Raw genomic sequence first — 22364 nt, 5'->3', positions numbered from 1 at the left:
GCCCGGGCACCCCGGCTCAGTCGAGGCAGAACTCGTTGCCCTCGGGGTCGGCCATCACGATGTGGCCGGCCCCGAGGGGCGGCTCGGGGTCGTGGCGTGCGATCCGCCGCGCGCCGAGGGCGACCAGTCGCTCGCACTCGGCCTCCAGCGCCGCCATCCGCTCCTCCCCCGCCAGGCCGGGCGCGACCCGCACGTCGAGGTGCACGCGATTCTTGGCGACCTTTTCCTCGGGCACCTGCTGGAAGAACAGCCGGGGCCCGTCGCCGTCCGGGTCCTCGGCCGCGGACCGGGCGCCGCGCAGGTGCTCGGGCACGCCCAGGCCCGCGAGGAAGCCCTCCCACGCCTCGAACGGGTTCGCGCCGTCGGCGAGCTCGACGCCGGGTGGCCCGGGGACGGCGTAGCCGAGGACCTCGGCCCAGAAGCGGGACAGCGACCGCGGGTCGTGCGCGTCGAAGGTGACCTGGACTGTTCGACTCATGGTCCCGTTGTAGTGCCGACCACCGACATCGTGCAGGGTGTCCGCCATGACGCCGATGGCCACCACGCTCCAGCAGCCGTTCACGCTGCCCAACGGAGCGGTGCTCCCCAACCGCATCGCCAAGGCAGCGCTGAGCGAGAGCCTCGCGCGCCGCGACCACACCCCCGGCACCCGGATCAAGACGCTCTACCGGCGCTGGTCCGGCAACGGGGCGGGCCTGGTCATCACCGGCAACGTGATGGTCGACCGCCGGGCGATCGGCGAGCCGGGCAACGTCGTGGTCGAGGACGACCGCTCCCACGACGACCTCGTCGAGTGGGCGCAGATCATCAAGGCCGACGGCGCCACCGCGTGGGCCCAGGTCAACCATCCCGGCCGACAGGCGCCCCGCACACTGACCCCGGAGCCGGTCGCGCCCTCGGCGGTCCCGCTCGACGGCAGCGCCGGGATGTTCGCGCCGCCGCGCGAGCTCACCCCCGCCGAGATCGAGGAGGTCATCGCCCGCTACGCCACCACGTCCGGCCACCTCGTCCGCGCCGGCTTCGACGGCGTGCAGCTGCACGGCGCGCACGGCTACCTCGTCAGCCAGTTCCTCTCCCCGCTCGCCAACCGGCGCACCGACGCCTGGGGCGGCACGCCGGAGAAGCGGCGCCGGTTCCTGATCGAGGTCGCCCGCGCGGTCCGCGCCGAGATCGGGCCCGACAAGGCGATGGCGGTCAAGCTCAACTCCGCGGACTTCCAGCGCGGCGGCTTCGGCGAGGACGAGTCCCTGGAGGTCGTGCACGCGCTCGCCGAGGAGGGCATCGACCTGCTCGAGGTCTCCGGCGGCACCTACTCCTCTGCCGCCATGCTCGGCGTCGACCCGACCCTGAAGGAGAGCACGCGCCGTCGCGAGGCCTACTTCCTCGACTACGCCCTCCGGGTGCGCGCCGAGCTCCCCGACCTGCCGCTGATGCTCACCGGTGGCTTCCGCACGGCCGAGGCCATGGCCGACGCCGTCGCGAGCGGGGCCGTCGACGTCGTCGGCCTCGGCCGCCCGCTCACGGTCGAGCCGGACGTCCCGGCCGGCCTCCTGGACGGTACGACGTCCGGCAGTCGCGTCCGACCGCGGCGCAGCGGCATCCGGCTGGTCGACAGCCTGACCGAGCTGACGGCGTACACCGTGCAGATGTGGCGGATGGCCGACGGCAAGGAGCCGGCGCCGCAGCGCCACCCGGCCCTCAACGTCGCGCAGTACCTCGCCCGCCACGGCCGCGACAGCGTCCGGGTCGGTCGCCGCGGCCTCTGACCGGCGGGATCAGCCGGCGACGTACTCCGCCAGGTGCTGGCCGGTCAGCGTGCTCGCACCGGCCACCAGCTGTGCCGGGGTGCCCTCGAAGACGACGGTGCCGCCGTCGTGGCCGGCGCCGGGGCCGATGTCGATGATCCAGTCGGCGTGCGCCATCACGGCCTGGTGGTGCTCGATCACGATCACCGACTTGCCGGAGTCGACGAGGCGGTCGAGCAGGCCGAGGAGGTTCTCGACGTCGGCGAGGTGGAGGCCCGTCGTCGGCTCGTCGAGCACGTAGACGCCACCCTTCTCCCCCATCCGCACCGCCAGCTTCAGCCGCTGGCGCTCGCCGCCGGAGAGCGTGTTGAGCGGCTGGCCGAGCTTGAGGTAGCCGAGCCCGACGTCCTCCATGCGCTGCAGGATCGTGGCGGCGGCAGGCACCTTCGACTCCCCCGCGGCGAAGAAGGCGTGCGCGTCGGCGACGGGCAGGTCGAGCACCTCGGCGATGTTCAGCCCGCCGAAGGTCAGCTCGAGCACGGAGGCCTGGAAGCGCCTGCCCTCGCACTCGTCGCAGACGGTGGCGACGGTGTCCATGAAGCCGAGCTCGGTGTAGATCATCCCGTTGCCGTTGCAGCTCTCGCAGGCGCCCTCGGAGTTGGCGCTGAACAGGGCGGGCTTGACGCCGTTGGCCTTGGCGAAGGCCTTGCGGATCGGCTCCAGCAGCCCCGTGTACGTCGCCGGGTTGCTGCGCCGCGAGCCCTTGATCGCCCCCTGGTCGATGACGACCACGTCCTCGTGCCCGGCGACGGACCCGTGGATGAGCGAGCTCTTGCCCGAGCCCGCGACGCCGGTGACGACGCACAGCACCCCGAGCGGGATGTCGACGTCGACGTCGCGCAGGTTGTGCGTGGAGGCGCCGCGCACCTCGATCGCCCCGGTCGCCTCGCGCACGGACTCCTTGAGCGGCGCGCGGTAGGACAGGTGGCGCCCGGTGAGCGTGTCGGAGGCCTGCAGGCCGGCCACGTCGCCCTCGAAGCAGACCGTGCCGCCGGCGGTGCCGGCGCCGGGACCGAGGTCGACGACGTGGTCGGCGATCGCGATCGTCTCCGGCTTGTGCTCGACGACCAGGACGGTGTTGCCCTTGTCGCGCAGCTCGAGGAGGAGCTTGTTCATCCGCTGGATGTCGTGGGGGTGCAACCCGATCGTCGGCTCGTCGAAGACGTAGGTGACGTCGGTGAGCGCCGAGCCGAGGTGGCGGATCATCTTCGTGCGCTGGGCCTCTCCCCCGGACAGGGTGCCGGCGGGGCGGTCGAGCGAGAGGTAGCCCAGGCCGATCTCGACGAAGGACTCGAACAGGTGCAGCAGGCTGGCCTTGAGCGGGGCGACGGACTGGTCGTCGATGCCGCGCACCCACGCGGCGGCGTCGGTGATCTGCATGGCGCACACGTCGGCGATGCTCCTGCCGTTGATCTTCGCCGACCGGGCGACCTCGTTGAGCCGGGTGCCGCCGCAGGCAGGGCAGTCGGCGAAGACAGCGGCTCGCTCCACGAACGCCTTGATGTGGGGCTGCAGCGAGTCGACGTCCTTGCTGAACATCGACTTGCGGATCTTCGGGATCAGGCCCTCGTAGGTGACGTTGATCTTCTCGACCTTCACCTTGCGCGGCTCGGCGTGGAGGAAGTCCTCGCGCTCGGCCTTCGTGAACGTCGAGATCGGCTTGTCGGCGGGCAGGACCGCCTTGAACGCCGCGACCATCCAGCCGTCCGCGGTGTAGCCGGGGACCAGGATGGCGCCCTCGGACAGGGACTTGCTCTCGTCGACGATCTGGGTGAGGTCGAGGTCGGAGACGGTGCCCCGGCCCTCGCACTCCGGGCACATGCCGCCGAGGTAGACGGCGTTCTTGACGACCTTCTTCTCGACCTTGCCGCCGGCCTTCTCGGTGCTCATCACCCCGCCTGCGCGGCGGGTGGGCACGTTGAACGCGAACGCGGTCGGCGGGCCGACGTACGGGTCGCCGATCCGGCTGAACAGCACCCGCAGCATGGCGTTCGCATCGGTGGCGGTGCCGACCGTCGATCGGACGTTGGCCCCCATCCGCTCCTGGTCGACGACGATCGCGGTGGTGATCCCCTCGAGGACGTCGACCTCGGGCCGGGCCAGGGACGGCATGAAGCCCTGCACGAAGGTGCTGTAGGTCTCGTTGATCATCCGCTGCGACTCCGCGGCGATCGTCGCGAAGACCAGCGAGCTCTTGCCCGACCCGGAGACTCCCGTGAACACCGTCAGCCGGCGCTTGGGGATCTCGACGTCGACGTCCTTGAGGTTGTTCTCCCGTGCCCCCTGGACCCGGATCAGGTCGTGGGTGTCGGCCGGGTGGGCGGTGGCGCTCATGCGGTCGGTGGTGCCTCTCGGGTGTGGGGTGGTGGCTCAGGCCTGGTTGATGCGGACGTGGTTGCCGGCCGGGTCGCGGAACGCGCAGTCGCGCACGCCGTACGGCTGGTCGATCGGCTCCTGGATCACCTCGGCGCCCGTGGCCTGGATCCGCTCGAAGGCGCCGTCGAGGTCGGGGGTGCTGAGCACGATCGTGGCGTAGGTGCCCTTCGCCATCATCTCGGCGATGGTCGCCTTCTCGTCCTCGGTGATCCCGGGGTCCGCGGCAGGCGGGGCGAGGACGATCGACGGCGCGGCCTGGCCCTTCGGGGCGACGGTGATCCACCGCATGTCGCCGTAGCCGACGTCGTTGAGGACCTCGAAGCCGAGCACGTCGCGGTAGAACGCCAGCGAGGCCTCGGGGTCGGTCTGCGGGAGGAAGCTGTGCTGAATGCTGATGTCCATGCCGCTCACGCTAATGGCGGCTGGAACCGTGGCGCTTCTCGATTCCTGACCGGATCGGGGCTGGTCTGCGCGCCGCCGCGGCGCAGCGGCCGGGTGACCTTCTTGGTCTCGCACGACGGCGGCTCGACGACGCTGCTCGCGCCCGCCGCACCCTCCGCGCCCGCGGCGACCTCCTCGCGGTAGGTGCTCGGCGGCACCCCGACGAGCTCGGTGAACCGGGTGCTGAACGTCCCGAGGGAGGAGAAGCCGACCTCGAAGCACACGTCGGTGACCGACAGGTCCCCGCGACGCAGCAGCGCCATCGCCCGCTCGATGCGGCGCGTCATCAGGTAGGAGTACGGCGGCTCGCCGTACGCCCGACGGAACTCGCGGCTGAGGTGGCCGGCCGACATGTGCACGTCGCGGGCCAGCGCCTCCACGTCGAGCGGGCGGGCGTACTCACGGTCGATCCGGTCCCGCACGCGGCGCAGCAGCGTGAGGGTCCGCAGGCGTTCGGCGTCCACCACGCCGCCATCCTGCCAAAGGGTCGAGCCCCATGCATGAGGCTGCATTGTCAGACAACCCGTAGTGTCGGTGACGTGGCACTCAGCGTCTTCGACCTCTACTCGGTCGGCATCGGTCCGTCGTCCTCGCACACGGTCGGTCCGATGCGGGCGGCGCGGCTCTTCGCCGACGGCCTGGCCGCCGACGGCCGGCTCGACGAGGTCGCGCGGGTGCGGGCCGAGCTCTTCGGCTCCCTCGGCGCCACCGGGCACGGCCACGGCTCGGAGAAGGCGGTGCTGCTCGGCCTCGAGGGCGAGGACCCGGCGACCGTCGACATCACCACCTACGACGCCCGCGCAGCCGCGATCCGGGACCGCGGGCGGCTGCGGCTCGCTGGCCGTCGCGAGGTCGCGCTGGGCGAGGACGACCTGGTCATGCACCGGCGCAAGTCGCTGCCCGGCCACCCCAACGGCATGCGCTTCGAGGCGTACGACGACCGGGGCGCCCTCGTGCGCGACCGCGTGTATTACTCGGTGGGCGGCGGGTTCGTAGTCGACGAGTCGGCCGTCGGAGCCGACCGGGTGGTCGCCGACGAGACCCCCGTCGCCCACCCCTTCCACACCGCGGCCGAGCTGCTGGCCGCCTGCGCCGACACCGGGCTGCGGATCAGCGACGTGATGCTCGCCAACGAGCTGTCGTGGCGCACCGAGGCGGAGGTCCGCGCCGGGCTGCTGGAGATCTGGTCGGTGATGGCCGACTGCGTGCGCAACGGGTGCGCCCACGAGGGCGTGCTGCCGGGTGGTCTCAAGGTGCCGCGGCGCGCGCCGGCGCTGCACGCGCGGCTGACCGCCGAGGGCGGCGTCGATGACCCGCTGCGCGCGATGGACTGGGTCAACCTGTTCGCGCTCGCCGTCAACGAGGAGAACGCCGCGGGCGGCCGCATGGTCACCGCACCGACCAACGGCGCCGCCGGGATCATCCCCGCGGTGCTGCACTACTACGTGCGCTTCGTCCCGGGCGCCGACGACGACGGGATCGTCCGCTTCCTGCTCACCGCCGGCGCGATCGGCGTGCTGTTCAAGGAGAACGCCTCGATCTCCGGGGCCGAGGTCGGCTGCCAGGGCGAGGTCGGCTCGGCCTGCTCGATGGCCGCCGGCGCCTTCTGCGAGGTGCTCGGCGGGTCGCCGGAGCAGGTCGAGAACGCCGCCGAGATCGGGATCGAGCACAACCTCGGCCTCACCTGCGACCCGGTCGGCGGCCTGGTCCAGATCCCCTGCATCGAGCGCAACGCGATCGCCTCGGTCAAGGCGATCAACGCCGCCCGGCTCGCCCTGGCCGGCACCGGCCGGCACACGGTCTCCCTCGACCGGGCGATCAATACCATGCGCGACACCGGCCGCGACATGCACACCAAGTACAAGGAGACCTCGCGCGGCGGCCTGGCCGTCAACGTGATCGAGTGCTGACCGGCCCCACCGGGCAGCCGCTTGCGGCGGTCAGTCGATGGGTTGCTCGAGCACGGCGAAGGCGCGTTCCCGGGCGTGCGGGTCGCCCTCGACGGTGATCCCGGTGTCGTCGTAGCGGTGCCACAGCCAGCCGTCGAGGCGGTCGGCCGTGCCGGACACGACGAGGTCGGCGGGTCGGCCCGGGTCGTCGACGACGTGCTGGTCGGGGATGGCGACGTGCTCGGTGCCGTCCGGCTCGGTGCCGGTGAACGTGCCGAGCTGGCCCCAGACCGAGCGGTCGACGTCGGTGATCCGGTACTCGACGAACAGCGGCTCCGGGTCGAAGCGCCCCCAGGCCGGCAGCTCGCCGTACATCGTGTCGAGCGCCTCGTGCACGCCGTCGGCGGCGAGCTCGGTCGGCAGCGGCGTCGGCGTGCCGGCGGCGAGCTCGGCGTCGAGGCGGTGGATCAGCGCCTCGTGCGCCTGCCGGCGGAAGGTGAACCCGACGCACTGGTCGGCGTCGCGGCTCGACCAGGACCACGCGTGGTCCGCCGGGTCCGCAGCGGCGAGGGCGGTCACGAAGCGCCGGTGCGCGTCGTCGAAGAACGCCCGCACGGCGTCCCGCTCCTCCGGGCGCTGCGGGTCCTCGTAGTCCTCGGGGACGGTCGGACGCGTGCTGACGACGTGGTGCCAGAAGTCCTGCACCCCGGCGAGGTGCCACCACAGGTCGGTGGCGTCCCACTCCGGGCACGAGGGCACCCGCGCGTCGGGCGGGCACGCGGCGAGCACCTGCGCGAAGCGCGCGGACTCGCGGCGGATGTGCTCGAGGTAGGTGGCGTCGTCGAGGCGGGTCATGGCGACGACGCTAGGCCGGGCCACCGACAGCGTGCACCCGGTTTTCCGCCGGTCGACTCAGGGCTCGAGCAGCACCTTGATCGCGCGCCGCTCGTCCATGGCCCGGTAGCCCTCCGGCGACTGCTCCAGCGGCAGGGTGAGGTCGAAGACGCGGCCCGGGTCGATGCGGCGGTCCTGGACGAGCGCGAGCAGCTCGGGCAGGTAGCGCCGCACCGGGGCGATGCCGCCGCGCAGCCCGACGTTCTTCTCGAACAGGGTGCGGATCGGCAGCTCCACGCCGTGCGGCACGCCGACGAAGCCGACCCCGCCGCCTGGCCGGGTCACCCCGATCGCGGTCCTCATGGCCTCGTCGGTGCCGACGCACTCCAGTGCGGCGTCGGCCCCGATCCCCCCGGTGATCTCGAGGACCTCGGCGATGCCCTCCTTGCCACGCGACGCGACGACGTGGGTGGCGCCGAACGCGCGAGCGATCTCCTGGCGCGGCTCGTGGCGCGACATCGCGACGACCTTCTCGGCGCCCATCACCGAGGCGGCGAGCACACCGCACAGGCCGACCGCACCGTCGCCGACCACGACCGCGGTGCCGCCCTCACGGACGCCGGCCGAGACGGCGGCGTGCCAGCCGGTGGGCATCACGTCGCTCAGTGCGAGCACGGAGGCGACCAGGTCCTCGTCAGGGGCGCCGCCGGTGGAGACGAGGCTGCCGTCGGCCTGACCCACGCGGGCGTACTCCGCCTGTCCGCTGGCGGTCATGCTGAGGTTCACGCAGGCGGAGTGGGCACCGGCCAGGCAGTGGGGGCAGGTGTTGTCGCAGTGGCAGAACGGCACGATGACGTGGTCGCCGGCCTTGAAGTCGCGGACGTCGCTGCCGACCTCCTCCACGACGCCGATGCACTCGTGGCCGATCGTCGAGCCAGGGCGGATCGGGTTCTCCCCGCGGTAGGGCCACAGGTCCGAGCCACAGATGCACCCGGCGGTGACCCGGATGATCGCGTCGGTGGGCTTCTTGAGGACCGGGTCCGGGACCTCTTCGACCCGGATGTCGCCGGCAGCGTGGATCGTGGTTGCGCGCATGGTCCGATCCTGCCGTACTCCCCCGCCCCGGGGACGCGCCGCCGCCTGTCGTTGGTGTTATCTCACATGTGAGTTACCGTCGTAGGCATGACGACGGACGCACCGACCGACGACTACAAGGGCCGGATCGGGAACCTCATCCGCGACGCCCGCAAGCACCGCGGCCTCACCCAGGCCCAGCTCGCGGAGCGGCTGGCCACCAGCCAGAGCGCGATCAACCGGATCGAGAAGGGCCACCAGAACCTCTCGCTGGAGATGCTGGCCCGCATCGGCGCGGCCCTGGACTCCGAGATCGTCGCGCTCGGCGCCGGTCCGACCCACCTGCGGGTCAAGGGACCCACGACCCTCTCGGGCAGCATCGACGTGAAGACGTCGAAGAACGCCGGGGTCGCCCTGTTGTGCGCCTCGCTGCTCAACCGTGGCCGGACCACGCTGCGCAAGGTCGCACGGATCGAGGAGGTCAACCGCCTGCTCGAGGTGCTCGACAGCCTCGGCGTGCAGACGCGGTGGATCAACGACGAGAACGACCTCGAGATCGTCCCGCCCAGGGAGCTCGACCTCACCCGCATCGACGAGGAGGCCGCGCGGCGCACCCGCTCGGTCATCATGTTCCTCGGCCCGCTGCTGCACCGCGTGGACAGCTTCGAGCTGCCCTACGCCGGCGGCTGCAACCTCGGCACCCGCACCGTCGAGCCGCACATGTCCGCGCTGCGCCCGTTCGGCCTCGAGGTCAAGGCGACCGACGGGTGGTACCACGCCCAGGCCAACCGGGCGATCGTCCCCGGCCGCCCGATCGTGCTCACCGAGCGCGGCGACACCGTCACCGAGAACGCCCTGATGGCCGCCGCCCTGCACCCGGGGACCACGGTCATCCGCAACGCCTCGTCGAACTACATGGTCCAGGACCTGTGCTTCTACCTGCAGGCCCTCGGCGTGGACGTCCAGGGCATCGGTACGACGACGCTGACCGTCACTGGCCGCGAGACCATCGACGTGGACGTCGACTACTCCCCCAGCGAGGACCCGATCGAGGCGATGTCGCTGCTCGCCGCGGCGATCGTGACCCGATCGGAGATCACCATCCGCCGCGCGCCGATCGAGTTCCTCGAGATCGAGCTGGCCGTGCTCGAGGAGATGGGCTTCCGCTACGACCGCTCCGAGGAGTACCTCGCCGCGAACGGCCGCACCCGCCTGGTCGACATCACCACCCGCGCCTCGGACCTGGTCGCTCCGCGCGACAAGATCCACCCGATGCCGTTCCCGGGCCTCAACATCGACAACCTGCCGTTCTTCGCGGTGATCGCGGCGGTCGCCGAGGGCACGACGTACCTCAACGACTGGGTCTACGACAACCGCGCGATCTACCTCACCGAGCTCAACAAGCTCGGCGGCCGGGTCACCCTGCTCGACCCGCACCGGGTGCAGATCGACGGCCCGACGTCGTGGACCGGCACCGAGCTGGTCTGCCCGCCGGCGCTGCGGCCCGCGGTCGTCGTGCTGCTCGCGATGCTGGCCAGCAAGGGGACGTCGGTGCTGCGCAGCACCTACGTCATCCACCGCGGCTACGAGGACCTCGCCGAGCGGCTGAGCTCGCTCGGAGCGGAGATCGAGACCTTCCGCGACATCTGAGCGTCCTGCTGCCGATCGGAGCGTCATGAGCTACCTCCCGCCCGGCAAGGTCCTCGCGTTCGCGCACCGCGGTGGCGCCTACCACCCGGAGGTCGAGGGCCTGGAGAACACGATGGCTGCGTTCCGCCACGCGGCGTCGCTGGGCTACGACTACCTCGAGACCGACGTGCACCTGACCGCCGACGGGGTGCTGCTGGCCTTCCACGACGCCGCCCTGGACCGGGTCACCGACCTGCAGGGGCGCGTGTGCGACCTGACCCTCGCGGAGGTACGACGGGCGCGGATCGGCGGGCGCGAGGAGGTCCCGACGCTGGTCGACCTGCTCGACGCCTTCCCGGAGTGCCGCTTCAACATCGACATCAAGTCCGACGACGCCGTCGACCCGCTCGCCGCGCTGGTGCGTGAGCGGGAGCTGTGGGACCGGGTGCTCATCGGCTCCTTCTCCCGGCGCCGCATCCGCCGGTTCCGCGAGCTCACCGAGGGACGCGTGCCGACGGCCGCGGACCCGTGGCAGGTGGTCGTGTGGCGGTTCTCCCCCAGCGCCCGGGTGGCCCGCCTGCTCGGCGGGACCGGGTTCGCCGCCCTCCAGGTGCCGCACCGGCACCGCGGGTTGCGGGTGACCACCCCGGGCCTGGTCCGCCGGGCGCACGCGGCCGGCCTCCAGGTGCACGTGTGGACCGTCGACGACCCCGCCGAGATGGCCGAGCTCCTCGACCACGGCGTCGACGGCCTCTTCACGGATCGCACCGACCTGCTCAAGGATGTGCTCCAGGGACGCGGCCAGTGGTGGTCCGCGCGGGGAGGGACGACGTGACGACCAGCATCGCGGACCTGGGTCCGCTCAACCGGGCCCGCGAGCAGCGCGCGTGGTACTTCACCGACTGGGCCACCTCGGCCTTCCAGACGACCATCGCCGGGGTCCTGTTCGCGCCCTACCTCATCGCGATCGCCGAGAACGACGTCGGCGAGCACGGCCGGCTCGACGTCCTCGGGCTCTCCATCGCGCCGGGATCCCTGCCGTCGTACGTCATCACGCTGTCGACGATCGTGAGCGCGCTGCTCTACCCGATCATCGGGGCCCTCGCCGACCGCACGTCCCGCAAGCCCGACCTCATGGTCGCGTTCGCGTGGGCGGGAGCGGTGGCTGCCGGGCTGCTGTTCTTCATGTCCGGCGAGAACTGGGCCTTCGGCAGCATCATGTTCATGGTCGCCAACCTCTGCGCGGGCTGTGCCGTGGTGGTCAGCGACTCGATCCTCCCGCTCATCTCCACCGAGGCCGAGCGCGACCGGGTCTCCTCCATCGGCTGGGCGCGGGGGTATGCCGGCGGCGGGCTCCTGCTCGCCGTGAACTTCGCCGTCGTGACCTTCCACGACGCGCTCGGCATGGGCCAGGAGATGGCGGTCCGGATCAGCATGCTCTCCGCGGCCGTGTGGTGGGCAGCCTTCATCATCATCCCGTGGCGCGGCATTCGCCGGCACGAGCCGGTCGCCGTCGAGGACGTCGAGGGCGGGATCCTGGCCCGGTCCTTCGGCCAGCTCTGGGCGACCCTCAAGGACCTGCGCAACTACCCCGTCGCGCTGACCTTCCTCGTCGCCTACCTCTTCTTCAACGACGGCATCCAGACCGTGATCGGGTCGGCGTCGATCTACGGCATCGAGGAGCTCGGCTTCGACGAGGGCCTCGTCCTGGGCACCTACCTGCTGGTCCAGGCGGTCGCGATGGGCGGGGCGATCGCCTTCGGCCGCGCCGCGGGTCGCTTCGGTGCCAAGAAGGTGATCCTCGCTGGTCTCGTGGGCTGGATGGGCATCGTGACCGTCGCGCTCGTCGTGCCCGACGAGCAGCTGGTCCCCTTCCTCCTGCTCGGGGTGGCCATCGGCGTCGTGCTCGGTGGCACCCAGGCGCTGGCGCGGTCCTACTTCTCGCTGTTCATCCCGCGCGGCAAGGAGGCGGCCTACTTCAGCCTCTACCACGCGATGGACCGGGGCACGTCCTGGTTCGGCACGCTCACCTTCGGCCTCGTCTACCAGTTCACCGACTCCTACCGGCCGGCGATCTTCGCGCTCGTCGTCTTCTTCCTCGTCGGCGGGCTGATCCTGCTGCGGGTCGACACCGAGCGGGGCATCCGGGAGGCCGGCAACGAGCGGCCTGCCGTCATCTGACCGTCCTGCACCCGTCTCGGTTCGGAGTGCGCCGGGTACCGCCCGGACTGGTGCCCGACGGGCCGATCTGCCACTGTGACCTGATCCGGGAATTCGTTCGCGGTTGGAACTTTTTACCCGCGGGTAGCGTTGACAGGTAGAGACGAGACACGGGAGGTGGAGTTCTCATGGCTGAGCGGACACTGCGCGGCGCCCGACTGGGGGGCCAGTCGTTCGAGGACGAGCGCGGCATCGAGTTCGCGGCCCGGCAGCAGGTGGGCTACCGCTGCCCCCAGGGCCACGACTTCGAGATCACCATGTCGGTCGAGGCCGAGGTCCCGGCGATCTGGGAGTGCCCGCGGTGCGGTCTCGAGGCCGAGAGCACGGCCGGCATCGAGCGCGAGGTCAAGGTCGAGAAGCCTCAGCGCACCCACTGGGACATGCTGCTGGAGCGGCGCTCCGAGAAGGAGCTCGAGGAGATCCTCACCGAGCGTCTCGAGCTGCTCCGCGGCGGCGAGATCGGCCCCGCGCACCTGCACCGCGCCAACGCGCGCAAGAAGAAGCCGGCGAAGGCCTGACCCTCAGGCGTCGCCCTCGTCGACCCCGTCGACGTGCTGATCGACCACCTCGCCCTGGACCACCGTCGGTCCGGGGCGAGATGCATTTCCGGGCCCACCGGGACCCGCGGTCGTCGGGAAGCCCGCGTGCCGCGCGACCCGCTGGCCGGCGTACGCGACCAGCAACCCGCGGAACAGCGGGCGGGTCAGGGGGAAGATCAGCAGCACGCCGAGGGCATCGGTGACGAAGCCCGGGCTGAGCATCAGCGCGCCCCCCAGCACGACCAGGGCGCCGTCGGCGAGCTCCCGGTGCGGCAACCGGCCGGCCTCGACGCGCTCGCGCAGCAGGCGCCACGCGCGGCGTCCCTCGCGCTTGATCAGCCACGCCCCGATGATGCTGTCGAGCACCAGCAGCAGGATCGTCCACCACGGACCGATCACCTGGCCGACCTGGATCAGGACGACGATCTCGAGGACCGGGAGGACCACGAAGACCAGGAAGAGCAGCACCGCCGGGCGGCGGCTGCGCCGGCGTGCCCGGGCGAGGTCGGCGTCCGTGGCTCCGTTCATCGCCGCACCGCCTGCGCCCAGCGCTCGCGCAGCCCCCAGGCGGTGATGCGCTGCAGCGACTCCAGCGCGACCTGGCCGCTCATCTTCGACTCGCCGCGCACCCGCTCGACGAACTCGATCGGCACCTCGCGAACCGTCAGGCCCGCCCGCAGGGTGCGGGTGACCAGGTCGGTCTGGAAGACGTAGCCGGTCGAGCGCACGCTCTCGAGGTGCAGCTTCTCCAGCGTGGTGCGGCGGAACAGGCGGTAGCCGGCGGTCGCGTCCCGGACGTCGATGCCGAGCAGCAGCCGGACGTAGAGGTTGCCGCCGCGCGAGAGCAGCTCGCGTCGCCACGGCCAGTTGACCACGGAGCCGCCCGGCACCCAGCGCGAGCCGATGACCAGGTCGGCGTCCAGCAGGGCCCCCAGCAGCCGCTGCAGCTGCTCGGGCTGGTGGGAGCCGTCGGCGTCCATCTCCCCCACCACGTCGTACCCGTGGTCGAGCGCCCACGCGAAGCCGGCGAGGTACGCCGCACCCAGGCCGCCCTTGGCGGTCCGGTGCAGGACGTGCACGGCCGGGTCCGCGGCGGCGAGGCCGTCGGCGATGGCGCCGGTGCCGTCCGGGGAGCCGTCGTCGACGACGAGCACGTCGACGGCCGGCTGGGACGCACGGAGGCGACCCACGATCCAGGCGATGTTGTCCGCCTCGTTGTAGGTGGGGACGACCATCACGACACGTCCGAGGTCGGGCGTGTGGTCAACTGGCATCGCTGGTCTCCTTCACCGGGGCCGGCACGGGCCCGGCGGGCTCCTTCTCCCCTCGACGGTACGCGACCACGCCAGTGGCGATGGCAGCCAGGGCGACCAGCGCCAGCAGGCGGGTCGGCCACGGTCCGAGCCACATCGCCGGGGTCAGGCCGGTGGCGAGGCCGACCTCCTCGACCAGCACGGCCGGCTCGCGGACCGGTGCGGTGTCGACGACCGATCCGTCGGGACGGATCACCCCGCTGCGGCCGTTGGTCGAGGCGACGGTCAGCCACCGGCCGGTCTCTATCGCCCGCAACCGGGTGATCGCGAACTGCTGCTCGATCTGGTGGGTGAAGATGAAGCTGGCGTTGCTCGTCTGCACCGCGAGCAGCTCGGCGCCCGCGCGCACCTGCGGGGGCATCACGTCGTCGTAGGCGACGTCGAAGCAGATGGCGTCGGCGAGGCGGACCCCGGCCACGCGCAACGGCTCGGTGCGGGTCCCGCTCCTCATGTCGCGCGAGATCAGCGCGAGCTGGCCGAACTCGGGGTTCCAGATGTCGCGGTAGGGGATGTACTCGCCGTAGGGCACCGGGTGGTGCTTGGTGTACCGGTCCCCCGGTCCGGACCCGGGGCTCCACACGATGCCCTGGTTGAGCACGTGGTCGGGGCCGTCGGAGACGATGCCGCCGACCACGACCGGCACGTCGATCGCGGAGACGGCCTGGCGGATCCCGCTGTTGACGGGCGCGTCGTCGAACGGGTCCACAGCGGTGGAGTTCTCCGGCCACAGCACGAAGTCGGGCGCGGGCGCCCGGCCCGCGGCGACGTCGTCGGCGAGCTGCACGGTCGCGTCCACGTGGTTCTCGGTCACCCCGCGCGGGTCCCACAGGATGTCGTTGCCCGGCCCGGGCACGTTGCCCTGCACGACGGCCACCGTGGTGGTCCCGGTCTCCTCGACGGTGAACGGCACGACGGCGGGCACCACCAGCGCTGCGCCCACGCCGACCAGCGCCGCCGAGGCCGGCAGGGTGCGTTCCTCCACCGCGCGGGCGAGCAGGAACCCCAGCAGGGCCAGCAGGAAGGACAGCCCGGTCATCCCGACGTACGCCACGGCGGGCGCGACGGGCGTGTCGATGGCGGCGAAGGAGAGCCGGCCCCACGGCATGCCGCTGAACGGCCAGCCGCTGCGCGCGGTCTCCATGGTGGCCCAGGCCGCGGCGAGCCACACCGGCCACGCCGGCAGCCGGCGCAGGACCGGGACGGCGAGGCCGAGCAGCCCGTAGAACGCTGCCTCGACGCTGGACAGGGCCAGCCAGGCGTCGGGCCCGATGGAGCCGCGCATCCACTCGATGTGGGTGAAGTAGAAGGCGATGCCGAAGAACAGCCCGACCAGGCCGGAGCGTCGTACCGACAGGCCGGAGGTGGCCAGCGCGAAGGTCGCGACGCCGATCGGCAGCAGCCAGGCCCACGCGATCGGCTCGAAGGCCGCGGTGAGGAGGACACCCCCGACGACCGCGAGGACCGAGCGCTTCAGCACGCGCCGAGCCTAGAGGGTCGGTCCTTGCAGGCACGAAAGGGTTCGAGCCGCCTTCGGACCGTCCCGACATCCGACCGGCTGCCGACGCCCGGACGTTGTCTAGGGAGACCCGAACCCTTCCGGTCCGCCCTCGAGGAGCGAACCGACCTCCGCGAACCGTGTCCAGGCGGAGCTGGTGCTACTCCCCCGACGTAACGGCCACTCGGACGTCGGTCCGCCTGCCACGACCTGCACGGGCGAACGCCTCCGTACTTTGGTCAGCCTGACCCGCGCTGTCAACCGGCTCCTGACCTGCACAAACGCGCGTCTTCGCAGGTCAGGAACACCTCGCCGAAACGGAAAAAACTGCAGAATCCGGGACCTTGTCCGGCGTGTCGGCTTGCGTCGGAGCGGTGCTGTGCCGCGCGGTCAGCTGACCGGGCGGTTCTCGTAGTAGGTGGAGAGCACGATCGTGGTCCGCGTCGAGACGTTCGCGGCCGTGCGGATGCGGCCGAGCAGGCCCTCCATGTCCGCCGGCGATGCGGTGCGCACCTTGAGGACGTAGGACTCCTCGCCGGCCACCGACCAGCACGACTCGATCTCGGGCATGTCGACCAGGCGGTCGGGGCAGTCGTCGGGCTGGGAGGGGTCGATCGGACGGATCGCGATGAAGGCCGTCAGCGGGAGCCCGATCTCGGCGTAGTTCACGGTGGCGCCGTAACCGAGGATCAGGCCGCGCTGCTCGAGTCGCTTGACCCGCTGGTGCACGGCCGAGGTGGAGAGCCCCGTCGCCCGCCCGAGATCGGTGTAGGACATCCGCCCGTCCTTGGCCAGGAGCTCCAGGATCTGCCGGTCGGTCGCCTCGACCGCTGGATTGCTGCTCTGACTCACACGGCCACCCTAGTGGGCCGGAGCCGCTCGTGCCGTGATGTCTCGCCGCGGCGCCACGCCCTAGTCTGGCCGGGTGACGGACCGCCTGCTGCTCCTCGACACCGCCAGCCTCTACTTCCGTGCCTTCTTCGGCTCGCCGGAGATCCTGTCCCCCGGTGGGACGAACGTGAACGCGGTGCGCGGGCTGCTGGGCTACATCGCCCAGCTCGTGGAGCAGTACGAGCCCAGCCACCTGGTCTGCTGCTGGGACGACGACTGGCGCCCGCAGTGGCGCGTCGACCTGATCCCGACCTACAAGGCGCACCGCGTGGTCGAGGAGGTCGCCGGCGCCCCGGACGTCGAGGAGGTGCCCGACCCGCTCGAGCTCCAGGTGCCGGTCATCCGCGACGTGCTCGGTGCGTTCGGCATCGCCGTGGTGGGCGCCCCCGGCTACGAGGCCGACGACGTCATCGGCACCCTGGCCACCGGCGCCGGCATGCCGGTCGACATCGTCACCGGCGACCGTGACCTCTTCCAGCTCGTCGACGACGCGGCCGGGGTGCGGGTCCTCTACGTCGGACGTGGGGTGGGCCGCCACGAGCGGGTCGACGAGGAGTGGGTGCTCGGCAAGTACGGCGTGCGCGCCGACCAGTACGCCGACTTCGCGACCCTGCGCGGCGACGCCTCCGACGGCCTGCCGGGCGTGAAGGGGGTCGGCGAGAAGACCGCCGCCAGCCTCTTGCAGAAGTACGACGACATCCCCGGCATCCTCGCCGCGGTCGAGGACCCCGCCAGCGACCTCGGCCCCGGCCCGCGCACCAGGATCCGCGACGCCGCGGCGTACCTGGAGGTGGCGCCGACCGTGGTCGCGGTGGCTCGCGACATCGACCTGCCGCGCGACGGCTTCGACCTCCCCCGCAGCCCTCGCGACCCGGAGCGCCTCGACGCCCTCGTCGAGGAGTGGGGCCTGTCCAGCCCGGTCGCCCGGCTCACCGAGGTGCTGGCCCGGCCCTAGTCCGAGGCGACGATCCCGCGGCGCAGCAGCTTCACCAGCGCCCGGGCGTTGTCACGCACCGGTGTGCCGGCCGCGGCGTCGGCGATCTGGCCGGCGAAGTCGATCAGCTGCTTCATCTGGCGGACGAAGTCGCCGGCCGTCTGGTCGTTGCGGGTGATCACCTCGTCGAGGTCATGGCCCTCCGCCCACCGGTACGCCGTCCACGCGAACCCGGGGTCCGGGCGACGCAGGAAGTCGAGCCGGTGCTCGCGCTCCAGCCGCTCGAGGTCGGCCCAGACCCGGATCATCTCGTCGATGGTCAGCGAGATCGCGCCACCCGGCACGGCCGGCGGTGCGTCCTCGGGACGCCGGGCCTCGTAGACCAGCGCGGAGAGCACCGCACCGAGCTGGGACGGCGACAGGTCGTCCCACAGCCCGCGGCGCAGCGACTCGGCCGCGACGAGGTCGAGGTCCGAGTAGATCCGCATCAGGCCGCGACCGCGGTCGCTCACCTCGTCCTCGTGGAGGTACTCCAGCGCCTCGAGCACCTCGCACACCCGGTCGAAGGTGCGGGCGACGGTGTTGGTCCGCCGCTCGATGCGCTGGGCGAGCGTCTGCGTGTCCTTCTCGAGCTTCGCGTGCCGCTCCGCCCACCGCGCGTGGTCCTCGCGCTCGGCGCAGCCGTGGCAGGGGTGCTCACGCACCTGGGCCCGGAGGGAGGAGATCTCGCGGGCGGTCTCGGCGTCCACGGGGCCACGCTCGGCACGGGGCCGGGTCACCGACGGCGGAAGTGCGCGCACAGCCTCGCGGACCGCCTGCGCGATGTCCTTGCGCTGGTGCGGGTTGCGGGCATCGATCTTGCGCGGCAACCGGATCCGGGCGACCGGCTCGACCGGGGTCGGGAAGTCCATCATCGCCAGCCGGCGGCCCTGGCGCTCCGCGGTGATGACCAGCGGCCGGTGCCCGCCCTCGGACAGGCCGGGATCGACGATGACGGCCGGGCCGGCGAACTTGCCGACCGGTACGACGATGACGTCGCCGGGGCGCAGCCGCTCCAGCGAGGCCTCCGCCTCGCTGCGCCGGTCCTGGCGGCGGACCTTGCTCGCCTCCTTCTCCAGCTCGGAGATCCGGCGCCGCAGCCCGGCGTACTCCATGAAGTCACCGAGGTGGCACTGGGCCGCCTCGGCGTAGCCGGCGAGCGCGTCCTCCGCCTTGCGCAGCTGCCGGGCCAGTCCGACGACGGCGCGGTCGGCCTGGAACTGCGCGAACGACTGCTCCAGCAGCTCGCGCGAGCGGTGCCGGCCGTAGGAGTGCACGAGGTTGACGGCCATGTTGTAGGACGGCCGGAAGCTCGAGCGCAGCGGGTAGGTGCGGGTCGAGGCCAGTCCGGCGAGCTCGCGCGGGTTCATCCCCGGCTGCCACAGCACGACGGCGTGGCCCTCGACGTCGAGGCCGCGGCGACCGGCCCGGCCGGTGAGCTGGGTGTACTCCCCTGGCGTGATGTCGGCGTGGGTCTCGCCGTTCCACTTGCTCAGCTTCTCCAGCACCACCGTGCGGGCCGGCATGTTGATGCCCAGCGCCAGGGTCTCGGTCGCGAAGACGATCTTGATCAGCCCGCGCAGGTAGAGCTCCTCGACGCACTCCTTGAACGCGGGCAGCATCCCGGCGTGGTGGGCGGCGATGCCGCGCGAGGCGGCGTCGAGGAAGTCGTGGTAGCCCAGCACGTGGAGGTCGTCGGAGGGCAGGCCGCCGAGGGTGCGCTCGACGTAGTCGATCACCTCGTCGCGCTCGTCGGCGTCGGTGAGCCGCAGGTTGGCGTCGAGGCACTGCTGCACCGCCGCGTCGCAGCCGGCCCGGCTGAAGATGAAGTCGATGGCCGGCAGCAGGTTCTTGCGCTGCAGCTGGTCGATGACGTCGATGCGCGACGGGATCCAGATCCGGCGGCCGTTGCCGACGGCGCGGGGGTTCTTCGACGACCCGGGCTTGCCCTTGCGCGGGGAGCGGCGATCACGCATCAGCCGGCTGCTCGCCCAGTCGTCGCGGGCTAGCTTCATCAGCTCGTCGTTGACCGGCGCGCCCTCGCGCACGAACCCTGCGGCGGCGTCGACGTCGGAGGAGGCGAACAGGTCGAGCAGGCGACGACCGACCATGACGTGCTGGAACAGCGGCACCGGGCGACGCTCGGCGACGATGGTCCGGGTCGTGCCGCGCACGGTCTCGAGCCACTCGCCGAACTCCTCGGCGTTGGAGACGGTCGCGGACAACGAGACCACCGAGACCGACTCGGGGAGGTGGATGATGACCTCCTCCCACACCGCGCCGCGGGCACGGTCGGCGAGGTAGTGCACCTCGTCCATCACCACGAACCCGAGGCCGGTGAGGGTCTGCGAGCGGGCGTAGAGCATGTTGCGCAGCACCTCGGTCGTCATCACGACCACGGGCGCCTCGCCGTTGACGCTGGTGTCGCCGGTGAGCAGGCCGACCCGGTCGGCGCCGTAACGGTCGACCAGGTCGCTGTACTTCTGGTTCGACAGCGCCTTGATCGGCGTGGTGTAGAAGCACTTGCGGCCGGTCTCGAGGGCCAGGTGCACCGCGAACTCCCCGACCACCGTCTTGCCGGCGCCGGTCGGGGCCGCGACGAGCACGCCGTCGCCGTCCTCGACCGCCTTGCAGCCCTCGACCTGGAAGTCGTCGAGCGGGAAGGGGTAGCCGGCCCGGAAGTCGCGGAAGACCGGGTGCGCCTTGTCCCGCTGGTACGACGCGTAGCGCTCCGCGGCGGTGGGCCCGTCGTGCTCCGGGGTGGTCATGCGCGCACCGCCAGGGCGCCGGGGACCGCCTCGACGCTGAGCGGGAGCGCGCCGAAGCGCTCGCCGTCGGCGTACCCGACGATGCCGGAGCAGGCCACCGTCACCCGCTTGACGCGGTGGTGCTCGTACTGCGGATGGGTCACGTGGCTCCCGTCGTAGAGCTTGGGGAAGGTGCGGACCAGCTCCAGCCGGCTGACCGGCTTGATCAGCACGACGTCGAGCAGGCCGTCGTCGAGCTCGGCACCGTGGGTGATGCGCAGGCCGCCGCCGAAGGACGGACCGTTGCCGATCGCGACCAGCATGGCGTCGAGGGTGCGCTCCTGCCCGTCCAGCTCGAGGACGTACCTCAGCGGCTGGAAGACGCGCAGCTCGGCGAGCGTGGCGAGGTTGTAGCGCATCTGGCCGCGTGGCCAGCGCATCCGGTTGGCACGCTCGTTGACGACGGCGTCGAATCCGGCCGCGAGCACGCCGCCGAAGTAGCGCTCGCCGACCCGGGCGACGTCGACGGTGCGGACCGACCCGTTGATGATCCGCGACGCCGCGGCCGCACCGTCGCGCAGCGGCAGGTCGAAGTAGCGCGCGAAGTCGTTGCCGGTGCCGGCGGGCAGGATGCCGAGCGGGACGTCCGTCCCGGCCAGGGCCTGGATCGCGGCGTTGACCATCCCGTCCCCGCCGCACACGACGAGCACGTCCGGGCGCTCGGCCGCCGCGACGCGCGCCAGGTCGACGGCGTCCTCGGCGTTGCGGCTGGTCAGCGAGGTCGTGTGCCAGCCCGCGCCGTGGAAGCGCGGCAGCGCCTCGTCACGCATCCGGGCGGCGCGACCCTTGCCCGAGGTCGGGTTGGTCAGGACGACGACACGCGGCACGGGGCCAGCCTAGTCAGGGCCTCACAGGTCCAGCTGGCTCGCCTCGTCGGGCGACAGGCCGGCGTTGGGCGAGCGGCCCGCACGGCGGCGGTCGTTGAGCCGGGCGATGACCTCGGAGATGAGGAAGAGCACCACCATCGGCACTGCCATGAAGGTCATGGTGAACGGGTCGCCGGACGGGGTCATCACGGCGGCGAAGATGAAGCAGCCGATGATCATCCACGGCCGGTGCGCACCGAGGGTCTTGCCCCTGAGCACGCCCGCCATGTTGAGCAGCACCACGAACACCGGGATCTCGAACGCGATCCCGAAGCCGAGCAGGGTGCGGCTGAAGAAGGTCAGGTAGTCGTTGAACTCGACGAGGTTGGTGAGCTCGTCGGGGTTGAGCCCGATCAGGATCTCGAGGCCCTTGGGCAGGGTCACGTAGCCGAGCAGGATGCCGGCGACGAACAGCGGCCCCGCGACGGCGGCGAAGATGCCGGTCCACTTCTTCTCGTGCCGGTGCAGCCCGGGCAGCACGAACGCCCAGATCTGGTAGAGCCAGACCGGACTGGACCCGATGACCGCGGCGAGGCCGCACAGCTTCAGGTAGAGCAGGAAGCCGCCGGCGGCGCCCGAGGTGGTCGCCTCGGTGGAGCCGGCCTCCAGCTGCTCTTGCGCGGCGAGGTAGGGGTCGAGGACCAGCTGGAACAGCGGGTCGAAGAAGAACAGCGCGATGCCGAAGGCCAGCAGGATGGCCAGGCCGGACTTCAGGATGCGTGCACGCAGCTCCCGCAGGTGGTCCGACAGGGCCATCCGCCCGTCCTCGCCGATCGGGTGGACCGGCTTCCCGACGAGGAGTCGCGCGACTCCGGCAATGCTCATTCAGGTGGACAATCAGGTCGACACACGGGTGGGCAGGGTCGCGTCGAGGGTCAGGCGTTCTTCTCGCGGTGCTCGTCGACGATCTCGCCCTCGGCGACGTCCTCGTCGGCCGGGGTGAGCTCACCAGTGGCCGGCGGCGTGGCGGGCTTCTTCTCGTCGTCGCGCAGGCCCTTGGTCTCGGCCTTGAAGATCCGCAGCGCCTGGCCGGTGCCGCGCGCGAGGTCGGGGAGCTTGGCCGCACCGAAGACGAGGATCACGATGGCCAGGATGATGAGCCACTCGGCTCCCTGGGGCATTCCGATCAGGGCAGACATCGGGAGACCAACTCTCACTTCTCAGGTACGGCGGACCTCACCATGCTAGCGCGCCGGCACTGCCCGTCTCGGC

At 71.7% G+C, this 22364-nt stretch carries 21 protein-coding genes; 7 read left to right on the top strand and 14 right to left on the bottom strand.

Annotated features, from left to right (window positions below; all coding sequences use genetic code 11):
* Positions 1-16: 16 nt before the first annotated feature.
* Positions 17-478 (bottom strand): VOC family protein, encoded by a 462-nt coding sequence (locus NOCJ54_RS0107055; RefSeq protein ID WP_028654941.1) that lies wholly within the window; start codon positions 476-478, stop codon positions 17-19.
* Between the two features lie 46 nt (positions 479-524).
* On the opposite strand from NOCJ54_RS0107055, the gene NOCJ54_RS0107050 reads away from it, so the two are divergent.
* Positions 525-1766 (top strand): NADH:flavin oxidoreductase/NADH oxidase family protein, encoded by a 1242-nt coding sequence (locus tag NOCJ54_RS0107050; RefSeq protein WP_028654940.1) that lies wholly within the window; start codon positions 525-527, stop codon positions 1764-1766.
* 9 nt (positions 1767-1775) lie between these two features.
* Here the strand turns inward: NOCJ54_RS0107050 and NOCJ54_RS0107045 are convergent, their stop codons facing one another.
* From NOCJ54_RS0107045 to NOCJ54_RS0107035, 3 genes are read right to left on the bottom strand one after another with little or no spacing between them, the layout of a single operon-like run.
* Positions 1776-4139 carry an ATP-binding cassette domain-containing protein gene (locus NOCJ54_RS0107045; RefSeq protein WP_028654939.1) on the bottom strand — a complete coding sequence of 788 codons (2364 nt, stop codon included), beginning with the start codon at positions 4137-4139 and terminating at the stop codon, positions 1776-1778.
* A gap of 36 nt (positions 4140-4175) precedes the next feature.
* Positions 4176-4583 carry a VOC family protein gene (locus tag NOCJ54_RS0107040; RefSeq protein WP_186449675.1) on the bottom strand — a complete coding sequence of 136 codons (408 nt, stop codon included), beginning with the start codon at positions 4581-4583 and terminating at the stop codon, positions 4176-4178.
* A gap of 5 nt (positions 4584-4588) precedes the next feature.
* Positions 4589-5089, bottom strand: a complete 501-nt coding sequence (locus NOCJ54_RS0107035; protein ID WP_028654937.1) for a helix-turn-helix transcriptional regulator — start codon at positions 5087-5089, stop codon at positions 4589-4591.
* Between the two features lie 72 nt (positions 5090-5161).
* Between NOCJ54_RS0107035 and NOCJ54_RS0107030 the strand changes: the two genes are divergently transcribed.
* A complete protein-coding gene (locus NOCJ54_RS0107030) occupies positions 5162-6532 on the top strand; it encodes an L-serine ammonia-lyase (protein WP_028654936.1) in 1371 nt (456 codons plus the stop codon).
* Positions 6533-6562: 30 nt separating this feature from the next.
* Here NOCJ54_RS0107030 and NOCJ54_RS28105 read toward each other — a convergent pair whose 3' ends face one another.
* Both NOCJ54_RS28105 and NOCJ54_RS0107020 read right to left on the bottom strand, forming a co-directional pair.
* Entirely contained in the window at positions 6563-7366 is an 804-nt protein-coding gene (locus NOCJ54_RS28105; RefSeq protein WP_028654935.1) for a maleylpyruvate isomerase family mycothiol-dependent enzyme, read from the bottom strand.
* 57 nt (positions 7367-7423) lie between these two features.
* Positions 7424-8440 (bottom strand): zinc-dependent alcohol dehydrogenase family protein, encoded by a 1017-nt coding sequence (locus NOCJ54_RS0107020; RefSeq protein ID WP_028654934.1) that lies wholly within the window; start codon positions 8438-8440, stop codon positions 7424-7426.
* Positions 8441-8527: 87 nt separating this feature from the next.
* On the opposite strand from NOCJ54_RS0107020, the gene NOCJ54_RS0107015 reads away from it, so the two are divergent.
* From NOCJ54_RS0107015 to NOCJ54_RS0107000, 4 genes are all read left to right on the top strand, one after another.
* Positions 8528-10069 carry a helix-turn-helix domain-containing protein gene (locus tag NOCJ54_RS0107015; protein ID WP_028654933.1) on the top strand — a complete coding sequence of 514 codons (1542 nt, stop codon included), beginning with the start codon at positions 8528-8530 and terminating at the stop codon, positions 10067-10069.
* Positions 10070-10094: 25 nt separating this feature from the next.
* Positions 10095-10883, top strand: coding sequence for a glycerophosphodiester phosphodiesterase (locus NOCJ54_RS0107010; protein ID WP_028654932.1), 789 nt, complete (start codon positions 10095-10097; stop codon positions 10881-10883).
* The gene (locus NOCJ54_RS0107005) at positions 10880-12229 is read left to right on the top strand and encodes an MFS transporter (protein WP_028654931.1); all 1350 of its coding nucleotides are present in this window, start codon (positions 10880-10882) and stop codon (positions 12227-12229) included. Before NOCJ54_RS0107010 ends, NOCJ54_RS0107005 begins: the two co-directional genes overlap by 4 nt.
* 167 nt (positions 12230-12396) lie before the next feature.
* Positions 12397-12786, top strand: a complete 390-nt coding sequence (locus tag NOCJ54_RS0107000; protein ID WP_028654930.1) for an RNA polymerase-binding protein RbpA — start codon at positions 12397-12399, stop codon at positions 12784-12786.
* 3 nt (positions 12787-12789) lie between these two features.
* Here the strand turns inward: NOCJ54_RS0107000 and NOCJ54_RS0106995 are convergent, their stop codons facing one another.
* The 4 genes from NOCJ54_RS0106995 to NOCJ54_RS0106980 all read right to left on the bottom strand — a co-directional run bounded on the left by NOCJ54_RS0106995 (position 12790) and on the right by NOCJ54_RS0106980 (position 16467).
* Entirely contained in the window at positions 12790-13335 is a 546-nt protein-coding gene (locus NOCJ54_RS0106995) for an FxsA family protein (RefSeq protein WP_028654929.1), read from the bottom strand.
* Entirely contained in the window at positions 13332-14081 is a 750-nt protein-coding gene (locus tag NOCJ54_RS0106990; RefSeq protein ID WP_028654928.1) for a polyprenol monophosphomannose synthase, read from the bottom strand. The genes NOCJ54_RS0106995 and NOCJ54_RS0106990 overlap by 4 nt, the downstream gene beginning before the upstream one ends.
* A complete protein-coding gene (lnt, locus tag NOCJ54_RS24320) occupies positions 14071-15597 on the bottom strand; it encodes an apolipoprotein N-acyltransferase (protein WP_051485557.1) in 1527 nt (508 codons plus the stop codon). The genes NOCJ54_RS0106990 and lnt overlap by 11 nt, the downstream gene beginning before the upstream one ends.
* Before the next feature lie 408 nt (positions 15598-16005).
* Positions 16006-16467 (bottom strand): Lrp/AsnC family transcriptional regulator, encoded by a 462-nt coding sequence (locus NOCJ54_RS0106980; RefSeq protein ID WP_028654927.1) that lies wholly within the window; start codon positions 16465-16467, stop codon positions 16006-16008.
* A 73-nt stretch (positions 16468-16540) separates the two neighbouring features.
* On the opposite strand from NOCJ54_RS0106980, the gene NOCJ54_RS0106975 reads away from it, so the two are divergent.
* Positions 16541-17461, top strand: coding sequence for a 5'-3' exonuclease (locus NOCJ54_RS0106975; RefSeq protein ID WP_232221699.1), 921 nt, complete (start codon positions 16541-16543; stop codon positions 17459-17461).
* Here NOCJ54_RS0106975 and NOCJ54_RS0106970 read toward each other — a convergent pair.
* From NOCJ54_RS0106970 to tatA, 4 genes are read right to left on the bottom strand one after another with little or no spacing between them, the layout of a single operon-like run.
* Positions 17458-20247, bottom strand: coding sequence for a DEAD/DEAH box helicase (locus NOCJ54_RS0106970; RefSeq protein WP_028654925.1), 2790 nt, complete (start codon positions 20245-20247; stop codon positions 17458-17460). The genes NOCJ54_RS0106975 and NOCJ54_RS0106970 overlap by 4 nt on opposite strands.
* Complete coding sequence (locus NOCJ54_RS0106965; RefSeq protein WP_028654924.1) at positions 20244-21113, bottom strand: diacylglycerol kinase; 870 nt, start codon at positions 21111-21113, stop codon at positions 20244-20246. Before NOCJ54_RS0106965 ends, NOCJ54_RS0106970 begins: the two co-directional genes overlap by 4 nt.
* Before the next feature lie 21 nt (positions 21114-21134).
* Positions 21135-21977 (bottom strand): twin-arginine translocase subunit TatC, encoded by an 843-nt coding sequence (gene tatC / locus NOCJ54_RS0106960; RefSeq protein WP_028654923.1) that lies wholly within the window; start codon positions 21975-21977, stop codon positions 21135-21137.
* A gap of 50 nt (positions 21978-22027) precedes the next feature.
* A complete protein-coding gene (gene tatA, locus NOCJ54_RS30200; protein ID WP_051485556.1) occupies positions 22028-22291 on the bottom strand; it encodes a twin-arginine translocase TatA/TatE family subunit in 264 nt (87 codons plus the stop codon).
* Between the last annotated feature and the right edge of the window lie 73 nt (positions 22292-22364).

It is taken from the genome of Nocardioides sp. J54 (genome assembly GCF_000519005.1).
GTDB lineage: Bacteria > Actinomycetota > Actinomycetes > Propionibacteriales > Nocardioidaceae > Nocardioides.
The sequence above is the reverse complement of the archived record's forward strand: the minus strand, read 5'-3'. Positions and strand labels throughout refer to the sequence as shown.